11 protein-coding genes are annotated in these 14,343 nt (G+C 52.2%); 2 read left to right on the top strand and 9 right to left on the bottom strand.

Features of this window, described 5'->3' with window-relative positions; all coding sequences use genetic code 11:
• Nucleotides 1-6: 6 nt before the first annotated feature.
• Genes ABNT34_RS02030 through ABNT34_RS02000 form a run of 7 tightly spaced genes read right to left on the bottom strand, consistent with a single transcriptional unit; the run spans nt 7 to nt 7,603 of the window.
• On the bottom strand, nt 7-819 hold the full coding sequence (locus tag ABNT34_RS02030) for a WecB/TagA/CpsF family glycosyltransferase (protein WP_348728357.1): 813 nt from the start codon (nt 817-819) through the stop codon (nt 7-9).
• Complete coding sequence (locus ABNT34_RS02025; RefSeq protein WP_348728355.1) at nt 768-1,469, bottom strand: hypothetical protein; 702 nt, start codon at nt 1,467-1,469, stop codon at nt 768-770. Before ABNT34_RS02025 ends, ABNT34_RS02030 begins: the two co-directional genes overlap by 52 nt.
• Nucleotides 1,466-2,203 (bottom strand): CpsB/CapC family capsule biosynthesis tyrosine phosphatase, encoded by a 738-nt coding sequence (locus tag ABNT34_RS02020; protein WP_348728353.1) that lies wholly within the window; start codon nt 2,201-2,203, stop codon nt 1,466-1,468. The genes ABNT34_RS02025 and ABNT34_RS02020 overlap by 4 nt, the downstream gene beginning before the upstream one ends.
• 2 nt (nt 2,204-2,205) lie before the next feature.
• On the bottom strand, nt 2,206-4,383 hold the full coding sequence (locus ABNT34_RS02015; RefSeq protein WP_348728351.1) for a polysaccharide biosynthesis tyrosine autokinase: 2,178 nt from the start codon (nt 4,381-4,383) through the stop codon (nt 2,206-2,208).
• Nucleotides 4,383-4,949, bottom strand: coding sequence for a polysaccharide biosynthesis/export family protein (locus ABNT34_RS02010; protein WP_348728349.1), 567 nt, complete (start codon nt 4,947-4,949; stop codon nt 4,383-4,385). Before ABNT34_RS02010 ends, ABNT34_RS02015 begins: the two co-directional genes overlap by 1 nt.
• Before the next feature lie 10 nt (nt 4,950-4,959).
• A complete protein-coding gene (locus ABNT34_RS02005) occupies nt 4,960-6,186 on the bottom strand; it encodes an outer membrane beta-barrel protein (RefSeq protein WP_348728347.1) in 1,227 nt (408 codons plus the stop codon).
• 16 nt (nt 6,187-6,202) lie between these two features.
• Nucleotides 6,203-7,603 carry an undecaprenyl-phosphate glucose phosphotransferase gene (locus ABNT34_RS02000; protein ID WP_348728345.1) on the bottom strand — a complete coding sequence of 467 codons (1,401 nt, stop codon included), beginning with the start codon at nt 7,601-7,603 and terminating at the stop codon, nt 6,203-6,205.
• A 184-nt stretch (nt 7,604-7,787) separates the two neighbouring features.
• Here ABNT34_RS02000 and ABNT34_RS01995 point away from each other — a divergent pair, with 184 nt between their 5' ends.
• Both ABNT34_RS01995 and ABNT34_RS01990 read left to right on the top strand, forming a co-directional pair.
• Nucleotides 7,788-8,681, top strand: coding sequence for a hypothetical protein (locus ABNT34_RS01995; RefSeq protein WP_348728343.1), 894 nt, complete (start codon nt 7,788-7,790; stop codon nt 8,679-8,681).
• 232 nt (nt 8,682-8,913) lie between these two features.
• Nucleotides 8,914-9,708 carry a DUF642 domain-containing protein gene (locus tag ABNT34_RS01990; protein WP_348728341.1) on the top strand — a complete coding sequence of 265 codons (795 nt, stop codon included), beginning with the start codon at nt 8,914-8,916 and terminating at the stop codon, nt 9,706-9,708.
• A gap of 106 nt (nt 9,709-9,814) precedes the next feature.
• Here ABNT34_RS01990 and ABNT34_RS01985 read toward each other — a convergent pair whose 3' ends face one another.
• Both ABNT34_RS01985 and ABNT34_RS01980 read right to left on the bottom strand, forming a co-directional pair.
• Nucleotides 9,815-13,000, bottom strand: coding sequence for a glycosyltransferase (locus ABNT34_RS01985; protein WP_348728339.1), 3,186 nt, complete (start codon nt 12,998-13,000; stop codon nt 9,815-9,817).
• 49 nt (nt 13,001-13,049) lie between these two features.
• A complete protein-coding gene (locus tag ABNT34_RS01980) occupies nt 13,050-14,288 on the bottom strand; it encodes a hypothetical protein (protein ID WP_348728337.1) in 1,239 nt (412 codons plus the stop codon).
• Nucleotides 14,289-14,343 lie beyond the last annotated feature (55 nt).

Raw genomic sequence — 14,343 nt, 5'->3', positions numbered from 1 at the left:
ACTTATTCACCGGCTGCGTTGCTGCCACCAGGCCCGGCACAAACTGATTAAAAATCGCGGATTATGCCGCAGGTATCGGGGCGCCAGCCGACGTGGTTCCTGCAACCAACGAAACAACCACTCCAGAGCCAACAGTTGCACCCAGCGCGGCGCCTGCCGACGGCGGCCGCTTAGAAAATCGATCACAGCACCCATACCCAACTGAATGGGTGGCAGTTGCGAACTGTACTGATCAATCCAGACTTCTTGTTTTGGACAGCCTAAGGCGACCAGTAAAATATCAAGATCTGCGGCCTGCATTGTGGCAAGTTGCTGGGGATCAGCGCTGGCCGGTAAAGGTTGCCATATCGGAGCGTGCTGATAATAGATTGTAAGCCCCGGCACGACTTGCTTCAATCTGCTGACGGCTCGCTGAACATCTGCCGCATCATGACCACCATAAATTCCGACACGAAGTTCTTCAGCAGCCGCACGTCGGCATAGCGCCAATACCAGATCAATTCCCCGTATCTGCGGGCATACCTCACCATTGACTAAACGCTGCCACCAACACACTGGTTTTCCATCAGCCAAGACAAATTCGCTGCGGGCCAGCACTGCCGCAAAATCTGCGTTGTCATTGGCTTCCATTAACATATGCACATTAGACAAATACAGCCGTGTCGGCTGGCGGCGCTTTGCCCGACTCACCAGCTCGTTTAATAACGACGGTAAGGACTGGATACGAACCTGAGTGGCGAGCACCTTCCCCCAGCCTGAAAGCCCCGTCATGATGCCGGCTTCGCCTCTGAGCACAATCTGGACTGAAGTTGTGGCCACTCATTACGCTCTGCCACCCGACGGCTCAGATATATACAAACCTGCCGCTGCAGCTGAAACTGAGTGACCAGACGAATCGTCTGACCACCAAGCTCACCAAACACTGTTCGCTGCAGGTAGCGAAACACCTCTGCTTTTTGTCCGGCTGACAAATATTGCCAGTACTGAAAACTCAGACTTAGAAACTTCTGATGAACCTGCGGCAAATAAGCGCCGTACCGCAGTGCTAATTGCATTTGCGTCCATGCTTCCGTCAGGCGGAACTGCGTAAATCCGAGATAATAGCCATAGTCCGCATAAGCCACCGGCCAGTCAGGTCTCAGTGCAATGGCCTGCAGATACAGGCTTTCGTTCTTGGCAAGCGCATCGGTGTTCAGATAACCAGTGTGCCAGCCCCATTCGTTTATTTTGGCTTGCATTAACAAATAATGTGGATTGCCCGGCTGTAGTTCTGCGGCTGCAGCGATAGCAGCGGCGGCATGCTGATATTGTGCTGCATCCGGTTTATCCTGCTGCCAGCGTTCCAACGCAAAAGCAGCCTGAAAATAATGCAGACTAGCAACACCTGCCTGAACTGCCAGCCCCATCAGTGCAGCAACAGACACGGCCAGCCCGCAGAGCCACAACCGGCGCCATAGCAGCGCACTCACAGCTCACCGCCGAAATCCAGCGTCGCGGTAATTTGTGCCGGATGACCGCATACCAAAGCTTCGGCATAGTCGTCGTCAGTGAGTTGGGCCAGTGTTTGGCGCGCCAGTCGCAGTTTTGGCGGCCGGCGTTGTAAGTTGTGGCAGTCGGTCGCCATGACCTGATATATCCGCTGGCGAACGAGGAACTCTGCACATTGCTGATGACGATCGCCTAAGTCTCCTAACAATGAACTTGCAGTCAGTTGAAACAGACAGCCGGCATTTTTCAGACTTTGCAGTAATGCAGGGTTCGTTTGAATGTCGCGGTTTCGCTCCGGATGCGCGATCATGGCGATAATTTGCTGACGACCGAGCCATTTTAATAATTTATCCGTGCCGGCGGGCACATGGCTATGTGGCAGCTCTAATAACAATACCCGCTGTGACTGCCAAAGCCCAAGAAATGGCATTTGCTGCTGTTCAATCGCAGGAATGAGCTGTTCGGTCAGGCGGACTTCGGCGGCCGCCGCCAGTTGCAACGGGATCTGATGCTGATGTATTAGTGCACGCGCACTGGCTAATGCAGTGTTGATAGTCAGCTTATTGTTATCAAAATAACCCGGGTTTATATGCGGCGTCGCCACCATCTGCCTTATACCATCGGCAGCAGCAAGACGCAGCAGCGCCAGCGTCTCACTCTCATCTGCAGCACCGTCATCGATATTGGGCAGGATGTGACTATGCAGGTCAATCATGTCTATTCTGACGACTGCGCATAATATTGGTAATAACCGTAGCTCCCGTAACGCTCTGCATTTTTCAAATCCAGGTCGTTCAACACTACCCCCACAACACGGGCATGCGCATTGATCAGTTTCGACAGGGACAACTGCACCAGACCAGAACGGGTATGATCCGCTTTAACAACCATCACGACAGCATCTGACAAGCGGGATAATACCAGCGCGTCACTGACTGCGTGTACTGGCGGCGTATCGATAATAATTTTCTGGTAGCGTCCACGCAGTTCCGTCAACAGTGCCACCAAACGCGGGCTCGATAACAATTCCAGTGGATTCAGCGGGATGGTGCCGGCTGACATAATGTCGATGCCGCTTTGCTCATCTCTGACAATACAATCGTCCAATGTCTCTGTTTCCGCCAGATAATTGGCGAGGCCAGGTTGAAATGCCGGCAGACCAAAACGTTTCGCAATAGTTGGTTTACGCATATCCGCATCAATCAGCAACACAGTTTCAAGCTGGCGACAGGCAAAAGCCAGGTTACTGGAGACCGTTGATTTGCCCTCTTCGGGAATGGAAGAGGTCACCGATAACACCTGCATCGGACGGTCTAAACCAAGCAGCGACAAACTGGTACGTACCGAACGCACCGACTCACTGAACAATCGTGCTTCGGTGGCAAAAAAAGTACGGTTTATTTGTGCCAGCTGTTGTTTACCAACAATTCTGGGTACCACGCCCAAGGCTCGTTGTTGTAGAACTACTTCGACTTCCTGGGTGGTTTTTATAGTGTCGTTCAGCGATTCCATGACAAATGCCACAATAATGCCAAAGCCAATGGCTGCGACAAAAGCCAGTATCACAATCAATTTCCGTTTGGGTTTAATTGGATCAACCGCCGGCATCGCGCGGTCGGTAAAACGGGCCACAGCTGAGTTAAAATCGCCGGTGACTTCAGTTTCTTTTTGACGCGCCATAAATGTATCAAACAACTGGCGATTGGTTTCCACGTCACGCTGTAAGCGCTGATACTCAGCTTCTTTTCCGCTTAAATCCTGATACTGACCTTTGGCGCGCTGCATTTCAGCTTCCAGCGCGGCCAGATTTTGCGACAATGTGTCAGCTTCATTGCTGATGCCAGACAACAGTTTGCGGATTTGTTCGCGCAGGCTCTCCTGAACAGAAGCAAGTTCAGATTTAGCCGCAAGTAATTTGGGATGCTTAGGCCCGTATATTTTACTGAGTTCTGAGACCTTACGTTCCGCTGAAACAGCTTCCATCTTGACGCTTTGCACACCGGGATGCGCGGTGATTTCTGGCAGGCTTTCCAGTTTTGCTATCTGATCAGTGCCATATTGTTTAACAACCCGGACGAATCCGTCGATTTGCGCTTTTTTTGATCTGGCTTGGGTGATTTGCTCACCTAACCGTTCCAGTTCCTGACTGCCGAGACTCCGGACGCCGGCCACATCGACCAGCCCTTCACGTAAACGGAACTCCTGTAATGACTGTTCGGACTGGTCCAGTTTTAACCGCAACTCACCCAGGCGGCCCCCCAGCCAGGTACTGGCTTTTTGTGTGATCCCCATTTTGGCGGCCAGCTGGCCATCTATGTACGCCTCACCAATTGCATTAGCGACGTCCGCCGCCAGTTTCGGATCCTGAGCTTCAAACACAATGCTGACCAGTTGCGTTTTACGCACTGGTTCTATCGACAAGCGTTCAATAAACGCCTGAATCAACTTTTCCCGTTCACGCGCAGCCTGACCTTCTGCTGAAGTCTGTTGCGTCCCGGCAGTTAAGAATGGCAATAACCTGCGCAAGTCATCAAGCAAGCCGGGCTGTGGTACAAATTCGGCATGGCTGGCAATCTGCAGCCGGTCGATAACAGATTCAGCAATAGTCCGTGACTTGAGTATCTCAAATTGCGTCAGGTAATATTCCTGTTGCGCTGAATTGATCCCGTACACTTCATCTATTTTGACCGCTTTGGCTTGTTGAGCTTCGATCAATAACGTCGCTTTGCTGCTGTAAATCTGTTTCATATTCAGCACAACAAAAACAGTCAACGCCGATACGAGTATAGCCAGCAACAAGATCCGCCATTTCGAGCGGTTAATCACCATAAAATACTTACGTAAATCAATCACTTCATCAGCAGTTGCTGCGGTGTTCTCAGCTGAAATCGCCATCAGAAAAATCTCTGCTCAATTGTGATTGTATCGCCGGCACTGATTTGGGTGTTCAGATTGCCTTTTTGTTTAGTGGCTTTGTCGCCCTCCCGCGAAATAATGATGTCTTCGCGAGACGCCCGCTCGGTCATACCGCCGGCTAATGCGACGGCCTGATCCACTGTCATACCGGGCTGATAAGGATAACCGCCTGGTTTTTTTACTTCGCCGTGAATATAAAACGGCCGGTATTGCACCATGCCAACAAATACATTGGGCTCAACAAAATAATCGCCTTTGAGCCCCTGATACAGATGCTGTTCGACCTGCTTCAGCGTCATGCCGGTGACCTTGATCGTTCCAAGAAATGGGTAATTCAATGTACCGCTGTTGGTCAGCTGGGTTTCCAAATCTAGCTCAGGCTCACCAAATACTTTGATTTTGATAATATCGCCCGGCCCCAACACATAATCATCAGCACTTTGCGGCGTCGACGCTGTTGTGGTTTGCGCCATCACACCGAAGCATAACAACAATGAGATGGCGAAAAATCTGCCGATAAATCTGCCCAAGCCTTTGCCCAACATCTGTTTATCCTTACAACGTCACTTTGAATTCAACACCATAGACTGTGCGGTCAAACTCAATGATGCCCAAGGTGGAACTGCGATCTTCCAAATTAACAAAACCGGTGACCTGCAACCAACGCTTTGGTTTTGCAGTTAATTCTGCAGTGATCACCTTATTCGTATCTTCACGGCGAAGCAAACTATTCGCGCTGGTCTGTAACAGGTTGTACGCGTTAGTCTGATATTCATAAGCCAGTTTTGACGTCAGAGTTTCTGACCACTGGTGATTCCAGCCAATGCTGTAACTGGTTTCAACGATATAGTCCGAGTTGATATTGAGCGCATCGACATCTTTGGCGCGGCGACCAGCAGCAAAATCAAAACCAGAATAGGTCAGTGGCTGCCATTGCACTATGGTCTCCCAGGCAAAACCACTGAAATTCTCCCGCTGATCCAGTTCAAAGTCTTTTTTCTGGTACCCAAGCTTCAGAATCCCGGTCGTAATGGCACTCAGCTCCCATTCGGTACCGAGCCGATAATTCGTGTCCTGGTTATCCCGCGCACCACTCAAATCAACAGACTTATAATTGATATCTGCACTGGTAACTTCCGCGACCAGCTTAAAAGCGCCGCCGGTTTGATACACAAAACCACCGCCAAGCTGACGCAGGTCAAAATCCCGATACTGAGTAACTTCGCGGAAATTGTCATAGTCCTTATTAAAGAACTTCGCATTGGCCCGCAGTTTTCCGGTCGACCCCGGACTACCGTATTCATACTCGGTTTCAGCACTCTGGCTGTTATAGCGTGTCACTTCATCCTGCACCAGGCCACGGCCTTCCGACACACCAGTACCCCGATCTTCATGCAACCAGTTGCCGGTCACCTGAAGATTCAACTGGTGTGCACTGCCTGGCGACAACCGGGCTTCGGCATCAACGTAACCGTCAGTGTAATTATCCGCATCGCTGCTGAAATACTTACCATTGCGCAGTGCACTGCTTAGCGTATAACTGTTGGCACCATCGACAAGATTGGCTTTTAATGAAGGTGCTATTGTTGTCAGCCAACTAGACACCGTTTTTGCTTTATCCCTGATCACGTTGTCATCATGGCGCAATGACGTTACCAGTCCCGGAATAAAGTCCACGCCTGATTCAGTCCGGATCACGCCTTCAGGCTCTTGCGCCTGAGCTGCCGTAACGACACCGCATATCAGCATCCCAGTCAGGTGCGTTAACTTTAGCTTCCCCATGCTATTGCTTTCCTTTTTAATACACATGTTTGCCACTGAATCCTTTAAAAATTGTTTTCACGATTATTTTGATATCAAACCACAACGACCAGTGACGGATGTAATACAGATCAAATTCAACCCGCTTCGCCATTTTATCCAAAGTATCAGTTTCACCACGCCAGCCATTGACTTGTGCCCAACCTGTGATCCCTGGTTTTACTTTGTGTCTGAGCATATAAAAAGCCACCTGATTGCGGTACTGCTCATTGTGCGCAACCGCATGTGGTCTGGGCCCGACTACTGACATTTCGCCATGTAACACATTAAAAAACTGCGGTAATTCATCGAGAGATGTCCGCCGCAGAAATGCGCCAAACCAAGTAACCCGGGGGTCATTACGAGTGGCTTGAACGACCAGCTCAGCATTTTCCTGGACTTTCATCGTGCGAAACTTCAGCACACCTATTTTTCTACCATCGAGGCCATAACGATCCTGGCGAAACAACACCGGTCCTCGCGAAGTCAGTTTGACACAGACCGCCAATATCAAAAACAATGGACTCAAAACCAACAGCACAGCAGCACTAAACAATACATCGAAAGTGCGCTTAAAATGGCTTTGTAATCCCAGATGTGGCGATTCAAATACACTGATGGTGTCGATGTCACCAACACTGCTGAGCCGCCCCTGCATCATTTTGAGTGTCAGCATATCGGGCACCAAATAAACATCCAGCGTGGTATCGCCAAGTTGGCTGACTATATGCTGGATCCTGGCTTCGGCGTGTATTGGTAAACAGATATATAAACGTGAATACTCCCCCTGCTGGCCACGCATCACAGCGTCATTTACCGTCCCCAGCAGCATATGTTGGTAGTCTGACGGCATCCGTGATGCATCCCGGTCGTCAAAAAAACCGATGCATTCAAATCCAAGCTCACGTTCCGAGGCAAATTGCTGAGCCAGCTGGATCCCCCGCGAAGTCAGTCCGACGATGGCAACTTTTTGCCGGTGAATACCATGTTCAAGCTGCACCCGCCGCACAACACGCTGAGCCAGACGCCAGCCAACCATCAAAAAGACAGAACCGCTGAACCAGGCGGTCATAATCACACGCGAATAACTGGCACCAACTTTCAGCAAAAATAAAGAAATCAGCTGCAATGCAAAAGAGATCACCATCACAACGACTACCAGCCGAATCATCTGCCGGAAAGCCGATAAACGCCAGGTGCGGTACAACGACATGCCTTCAGCCAGATAAGAAAACAACAGAATTTCGGCAAGTAGTAAAATCAGATAATTTTTGTCGAAACTGACGCCGTAGGTGATACAGCTCAGCAACAAGACAAACATCAGGATGGCATAATCAATAAAGCGATAAAGTGCAGCATAACTACTACCGCTCACTTCAATTGAACTGGACTTCTTCAAACAACACTTCCCTGAAATATTTGAATGAGCATTGCAAGCTCGCTGATTGCACGGAGAATCAGCGCCAATCCCATTCTACTGACTACAAACCAGCCGTGCAATGTTGCACTTTGTAAATGAAACGCTTTTTCTCGTGGTAACATCAACAACATACAACTTTTTCTAATTTTTGTAGAGGACCTTGATGGCGGGTGCAGTAAAATATTTATCCCTGGTCACAGTGGTACTCCTGACAGCCTGTAGTAGTCGCCCCTTGTTGCTGACAGATACGTCATTATTGCCAAAAGACAGCAGCGAAACATCAGGGCTGGTCTGCACAGCAACCGGCTTTATCTCGATCAATGATTCCGGTCACGCTGCCGAGTTGCAGCAACTTGACGCGACACTAAAACTAAGCCGGATACCTCTGCCACTCTCTCAGTTGGATTGGGAAGCACTGACCAGCGATGCCAGACATTTGTATATCGGCGATACGGGCAATAACAGCGGCAGCCGTCAGCACGGTGAAATTCACCGGCTGCTTCACAACCGGATTAATGGTGCTGTGCGGGTTGACGGCACTTTACTTTATCGTTTTCACGATTATCCGTTATCCCCTCCACAACCTTATCAGCATGATTTTGATGTCGAAGCTCTGGCTTACGCAGATGGAAGTTTATGGATGTTCAGTAAGAGCTGGCGCAGCGGCATCAGTCGGGTGTATCAGCTGGATCCGCATGCGCAGACTATGCAAACCCTGCACGCCAAAGCGCTGATACCAGACCTGCCTGGCCTGGTCACCGATGCGGTGTATCTGCCAGAGTCACAACTCTTTTTGCTGACCGGCTATCAGAATTATCAGCATCAACTGCTCCGATTCGCATTGCAAGGCCAGTTTGACGCTTTTGTCGCTGTAACCGACCGTCAGTTTAAACTACTGAAAGTTGTACCTTTGCCGCAAGCGGGCCAGCTCGAGGGGATTTGCGCCCGCGGAGATGAGATTTGGCTGAGTCAGGAACAGTATCAGCATTCGCCCGCCCGCTTATGGCGCGAACCTCTGGTCGAAACGGCATTAAAGCAACTGTCTGCTGTGCGTTGAAAGCTTTAAAACAAATTTCAACAAAAAGCCTTTTGCCCCTGCCAATTTTGTCGCTACTATAGAGATTGTGCTTGTAGCCGAAGTTAATGATGCAAGCCACTGATCTTCTGTCGATTTTATTTACATAGGCACAAAGCTTGAAAATAAAATCGTTAAATTTCAACAGCTTGCGTGATGGCATATTTTTTGCTATCCATGGATGAATGCAAGCGCTAGGTCATCAGGAGTTAAAATGTCTAAGCAGTATTTTGCACGAGCTGTTGCTCTGTTCGCTCTTATCAGTACTTCGGCTGCTCATGCTGCGTTGATCCAAAACGGCAGCTTCGAGACTAAACCGTCTGACATGTCCAAATTCTACCAGCACTCCGGTTTTCAATATCAATCAAGAACATACGACCAACTGGCTGCCAGCGATAAATGGGGTATCTTTGCCACACTGCCAGGCTGGAACAGCCTGTATGGTGAGCAGGTTGAGCTGTCAATCAGCGGCGTGCAATATGATATTAACGGTCAAATTGTTGGTTTTAATGCACAGGACGGCAATAACTTTGTCGAGCTGGACACGCACTTCAACGTCGTCAACGGCAAAATCTCTAACCAATCCAATGCTGGTATTTCGCAAAATCTGACAGGCCTGAAAATCGGCCAAAGTTATGAGCTGAGTTTTTGGTATCACAGCCGGACCAAAGCTGCCGACGACAATACTATGAACGTATTCTGGCTGCCAACTGACAATCTGCCAACTTACGCCGACTTTAAAGTATCAACCGTCGATACTACCTTGGCTAACCACAGCGGTTGGGTTGAATACAAAGTTAAGTTGGTCGCCACATCAACAAATATGACTGTCGGTTTTGGCGCCGCCGGTGACAAAGCCTGGAACTGGAACGGTTTGAGCAGTACCAACGGTAACAAACAAGGCGCGAACCTGGACAATGTCTCACTGGTTGCGGTACCTGTTCCGGCAACAGCGTTGCTGTTTGGCCTGGGTTTAGCTGGTATAGCACTGCGTCGTCGCCAGGTCTAAGCGCCAGCAACCAGCCGTCGCGTACTTACTGTTAAAAAAACCGCCTGTTTCTGGCGGTTTTTTTATGTCTGCATCACCGCACTCATTGCAATCAATGCCACTTTTTTCAGTCAATGCGCTGAACACCTTCCTGTAACGGACCATAGAAACGCCACTGTGCAGCACTGCTGTAAAGTTGCTGATAACGTTGCTGAGCTTGCTGCCTCATTATTGCAGTGGCCTGTGGGTTGGCCAGTAGCTGCTGCAATTTCGCCAGAAAATCGTTGCGATCACCGGTGCGGAAAATCAAACCAGTTGCAGCGGGCAACACCAGTTCCGCCAGCGCCCCACTATTGGCGACCAAAACAGGCGTACCTTCGGCATAAGCTTCAATCACTACGTTGCCAAAAGTTTCCGCTACCAGGGAAGGCACAACGACCAGACAGGCTTGCTGATAGAGCCGGCTCAGTGCCGCCTGGTCCTGCGTTCCCAGCATTCTTACACCCGATGTTGATCCGAGAGATCCCGCGCCAGCACCCGCTATCCATAACTCAGGTAACCCTGAGACTTCGCGCCAAATGTCTAGTAAAAATGGCAGGCCTTTCGCTGGGTCATCACGACCAACAAAAAGTACAAACGGCGTTGCCGGTGTATCCCCCTGCGGCGCCTCCACTGGTAACGATCGCTGTGGTACATAATGTGGTTTAACCAGCAGCGCCCGCCCGTCAAATCCCGCCGCCAGATACTGTCGCCGAACAAATTCTGAAGGACACACCAAAACATCTGCCTGTTGCCACACCTTACGACGATATTGCCACCACAAGGCTAACGCCAATAGTACACTGACGAAGCGCCCTTCCGGCCTGCCCGGCTGGCGCCACTGCTGCCGCAGCAAAGACCAGCCAGGCGCCTGCGCTATCTCACCCGGTAACAAACTAGCAGTCGGCGTTAGCAGCCGGAAATTATGCAGATAAAGTACAGTCCGAATACCGCGCCGGCGGGCGGCGCTGAGCAAAAATGGCGATAGCAGCGGAAACAAATTATGCACCAGCAACACATCGCCGCGACACAAGCCTGTCAGCGGTGTGGTATCAGTCAGCAGACCAAACCAGCCGGCGATGGCTCTGAGCCGGGTCACAACGCTAAGCGCCTGTGGGGTTTGCCGGATCTCGGCAGATAACGTCACGCCATTTGCAGCAAACAACGCCTGCTCACGCGCCACCACCAGATCTTCGCCACCTTGTTGTCGGTAGGCCTGATGCAATAGCCGGTACTGGCACTCAGCCAGCGCCGGTAACTGGCCCTGGATTGCTTTTGCCGCCGCAGCGACCATCTGCGACAGACTATACAGGCCGGCGCTTCGCCGGGCCTGCAGGCTTAACTGCTGGCGCAGCGATGGGTCCTGTTGGAGTGTGGTCACTGCACTAACAATCGCCGCTACTTCGGCCGCCAGCAGATAACCGTTCTCCCCATGTCGCAGGTAACTGATCTCCGGACTATGGTCGGGCTGTTCTGTCGTCAGATATGGCAGGCCGGCAGCAAAGGCGTCAAGGATCGCAAGGCCGGTCAGGCCCGGATTTAACACCAGATCCGCCGCCTGATAGGCCTGAACTTTGTCCGCGCCAAAACAAGACCCCCGATAATCCAGCCAGGGCGCACTAGCCGCCGTTTCTGTCAGCAATGCACGCTGCGGCCCGTCCCCCAGCACAATTAACCGGCTGATGACCTTTGCCTGATAGAGCGCAGCACAGCTTTGTAGCAACAACGGCAGTTGTTTTGCCTGATACAAAGCGCCGCAATATAACAACACCAATGGTCGTGGAGTCAGCTCCAACACCGGATCAGGCAGCGCCAGCAATGCGGTGGTATCCAGACTGTTATTCAGCACCGTGATTTGCGCTGCCGGCATGCCTTGTGCCACCAGCCATTCGCCTACAGCCGCGGTGTACGCCAGAAAATGGTCGCAGCGCGTCAGCCAGAACTGCTTCCAGCGCGCGCGCAGCGTTTTTTTTGCCTGATGATCATAACCATGGCCCCAAAACACCAGACGAAAATCGCGGCGTTGCCGGCGCCACAGCAGCCAATAATTCAGTAAATGCCGGTTCGCCTGCTCGACAATCACCACATCAGCCTGTTCCAGCCGTGCGTGCCATTGCCAGATCAACGGTCCGAACTTCTTGACGCTGACCGCCTGATAATGCGCTGATGGTGCCACGCTGATATTGTCGCCTTTTTGCGCTTCGGCACCGTCCGCCACACCGAATAACACCGTGAGCCGGATTTGCTGCTGCGCCAATGTTGCCGCCAGCTGATCAAAATACGCCAGCCGGTATTGCTTCAGCACTTGTTGGACTATGACAACCTGCCGCACGGGCACCAACTGTGGCTGCGATGCAGGTGCCACGACCGTTGCCAACGTCGGTGGAAAATGGCGCTGTCGTAACCATAAAAACAAACGTGGACAATATTGCCGCAATAAAACCCTGAGTAGGCCCAGGTGGCGAAGTGGACCGCCATGCGCCCGAATGAATTCACGCCATTCGGCAGCCGGTGGCCAGCGATTAGGCAGGTTCAGCAGGCTGAGTCGCTGTGCCATCGGCAGCGCCGCATCCAACACACCGCCACGGCCACTATTCGCGGCGCAGTCACCGAAACTACCGGGCGCCTGATACAGCAAAAAACCTGCCTGCTGCGCGCGCAGTCCATAATCGTAGTCGCCCATGCTATGGGTAAAATCGGGGCTTAAGATGCCAATCTGAGTTACTACTGCCGCCGGGATCAAACACCAGTTGCCGTTGATAAAGTCACAGCGCTGCAATTGATCAGACGCTGCCAGCACGGGCCCGAGCCTGAGCGGCTGCAATCTGCTGTGCCGGCATCTGCCACCATATGACAGCCGCGCCGTACCGGGCTCGCGCATTGCGCCGACCACAGCGCCAACCGGTTGATTGCTGCAGGACTGCGCCAATTCCCAGGCTTTTATCAAACGCAGTAGCGCATTGTCATCCAATACAACGTCATCGTTCAGCCAGATAAAAGCCGCGGCAGCAGGCTGTTGAGCCAGTGCATGCTGCCAGGCCAAACGCATCGCGCCATTCCAATATAATTGACCACTGCCCTGCAGCAAACACACCTGTGGATATAACTTTTGAACAGCGTCGGCCGTACCGTCACTGCTGGCATCGTCCAGCAGAAACACCTGCAGCTGATATGGTGCCGGCACTGTCTGCGCAAATAACGCCGAGAGCGCCGCCAGCGTGCGAGCTTTGCGGTTGTAGCTGCACATTAAGACCACAAGCGTTGAGGCGAACATCAGCAATCAATCCTTTGCAGCATAAAAAAAGGGTATAGAACAGGGTTCATCAGGATTTCTCCGCTGGCTTCACACAAAGGCGCTTTAACTGCAAATACAGACCTGCTTCGGCGACAATTAACAACAATACCAGCCGATCGGCCTGCGACGCCGAAATAGTGCCGGTCGCCAGCAGCAACATGACAAGCGCTGCAACTCCCAGGGCAAATGGCCACTGCGCCCGCGCCAGTATGGCAAATCTGTTTTCTGCCTGTAACAGCAGCACCGGGGTTTGGCGCGCCGCCCGCAGCGCGGTCAGTACCGCCATCAGCATACAGAGCGTAAAAAACTGCCGATCTGCGCCGGCCGGCCAGATCAGCGTCGGCCAGTAGCCCAACAGCAGGGCCGCCAGCAAACCATTCCCCAGCACGGCAGCCAGACTCAGCTGTTGCATGCCCCGCAGCAACGGTGCCTGCACCCGGCCTGTGACCACTGCTTGTCGCAGCTGCGGTCGCCACTGCTGCTGCATGCCTTGCAACAACACGCCAACCGGACGGAATAACAATGCCGCCGCCGCAACCGGCGCCACCGCCGCTGCGCCATGCCAGGCGCCCAGCAAATACAGATAACTGTTGGCCAGCAGCTCAATTGCTAAGACGCCGGCGCAAGCCGCTTTAGCTTGTTGTTGCCAGGCTCGCCACCACAAAGGCCGGTGCCAACGCTGAGCCGACAGTCGCTGCAATTTCCGGATGAGTCTGAGGTCACTCAATAGCAGCAGCGCCAGTAGCAGCGCATTTAACCAGCCCAGCGCCGTCAGCGTCAGCTTTTCGCTGACAAACATCCACAGCGTCAGCGCGCAAACCAGCGAGGCATAACTCAGGTCCTGCAGAGCGACTCGCCGAAACTGCTGCCGTTGTTGCTGTAATTGTTTGAGCAGACTGCGGGCCAAGGCCAGTCCATGCGCCAGAACAAAACCAATTTGAGCAGACAACGGCGCTTGCCACTGCCACAGTAATAAGGCACTGAGCAGCGCACAGCCACAGGCAAAATACAACTGCAGTTGCCAGAACAGCGCACTGGCGCGGCGTGTTTGCCGGATCAGCAGCGGTGCACCAAATAATGCAGAACTCAATGATAACGCCGTGCCAAGCCACAATAGCGACAGGCTGAACTGACCAAAAGCCAGGCTGTTGTCGGCACTGCTGTGCAGCAACAAAAAAGCCTGCAACGCCGTAACAAACGCTAGCGCCGCCTGTGCTACGGCAGTCCCGGCGACACTGCCGGCAAAACGGTGCAATAGTCGCAACATCAGAAGATCCTGCCTGCGAACGGCGACAGACGCAGGCAGGCTGGTGAGGCCTGTT

The organism is Rheinheimera texasensis, from assembly GCF_964031785.1.
Lineage (GTDB): Bacteria > Pseudomonadota > Gammaproteobacteria > Enterobacterales > Alteromonadaceae > Pararheinheimera > Pararheinheimera texasensis_A.
This window is presented reverse-complemented; position numbering and strand designations above follow the sequence as displayed.

Bases quoted from the DNA above. Each gene is read 5' to 3' on its own strand.
- ABNT34_RS02020 (WP_348728353.1), bottom strand. From the start codon at position 2,203: ATGATTGACCTGCATAGTCACATCCTGCCCAATATCGATGACGGTGCT.
- ABNT34_RS02015 (WP_348728351.1), bottom strand. From the start codon at position 4,383: ATGGCGATTTCAGCTGAGAACACCGCAGCAACTGCTGATGAAGTGATT.
- ABNT34_RS02010 (WP_348728349.1), bottom strand. From the start codon at position 4,949: ATGTTGGGCAAAGGCTTGGGCAGATTTATCGGCAGATTTTTCGCCATC.
- ABNT34_RS02005 (WP_348728347.1), bottom strand. From the start codon at position 6,186: ATGGGGAAGCTAAAGTTAACGCACCTGACTGGGATGCTGATATGCGGT.
- ABNT34_RS01995 (WP_348728343.1), top strand. From the start codon at position 7,788: ATGGCGGGTGCAGTAAAATATTTATCCCTGGTCACAGTGGTACTCCTG.
- ABNT34_RS01990 (WP_348728341.1), top strand. From the start codon at position 8,914: ATGTCTAAGCAGTATTTTGCACGAGCTGTTGCTCTGTTCGCTCTTATC.
- ABNT34_RS01985 (WP_348728339.1), bottom strand. From the start codon at position 13,000: ATGTTCGCCTCAACGCTTGTGGTCTTAATGTGCAGCTACAACCGCAAA.
- ABNT34_RS01980 (WP_348728337.1), bottom strand. From the start codon at position 14,288: ATGTTGCGACTATTGCACCGTTTTGCCGGCAGTGTCGCCGGGACTGCC.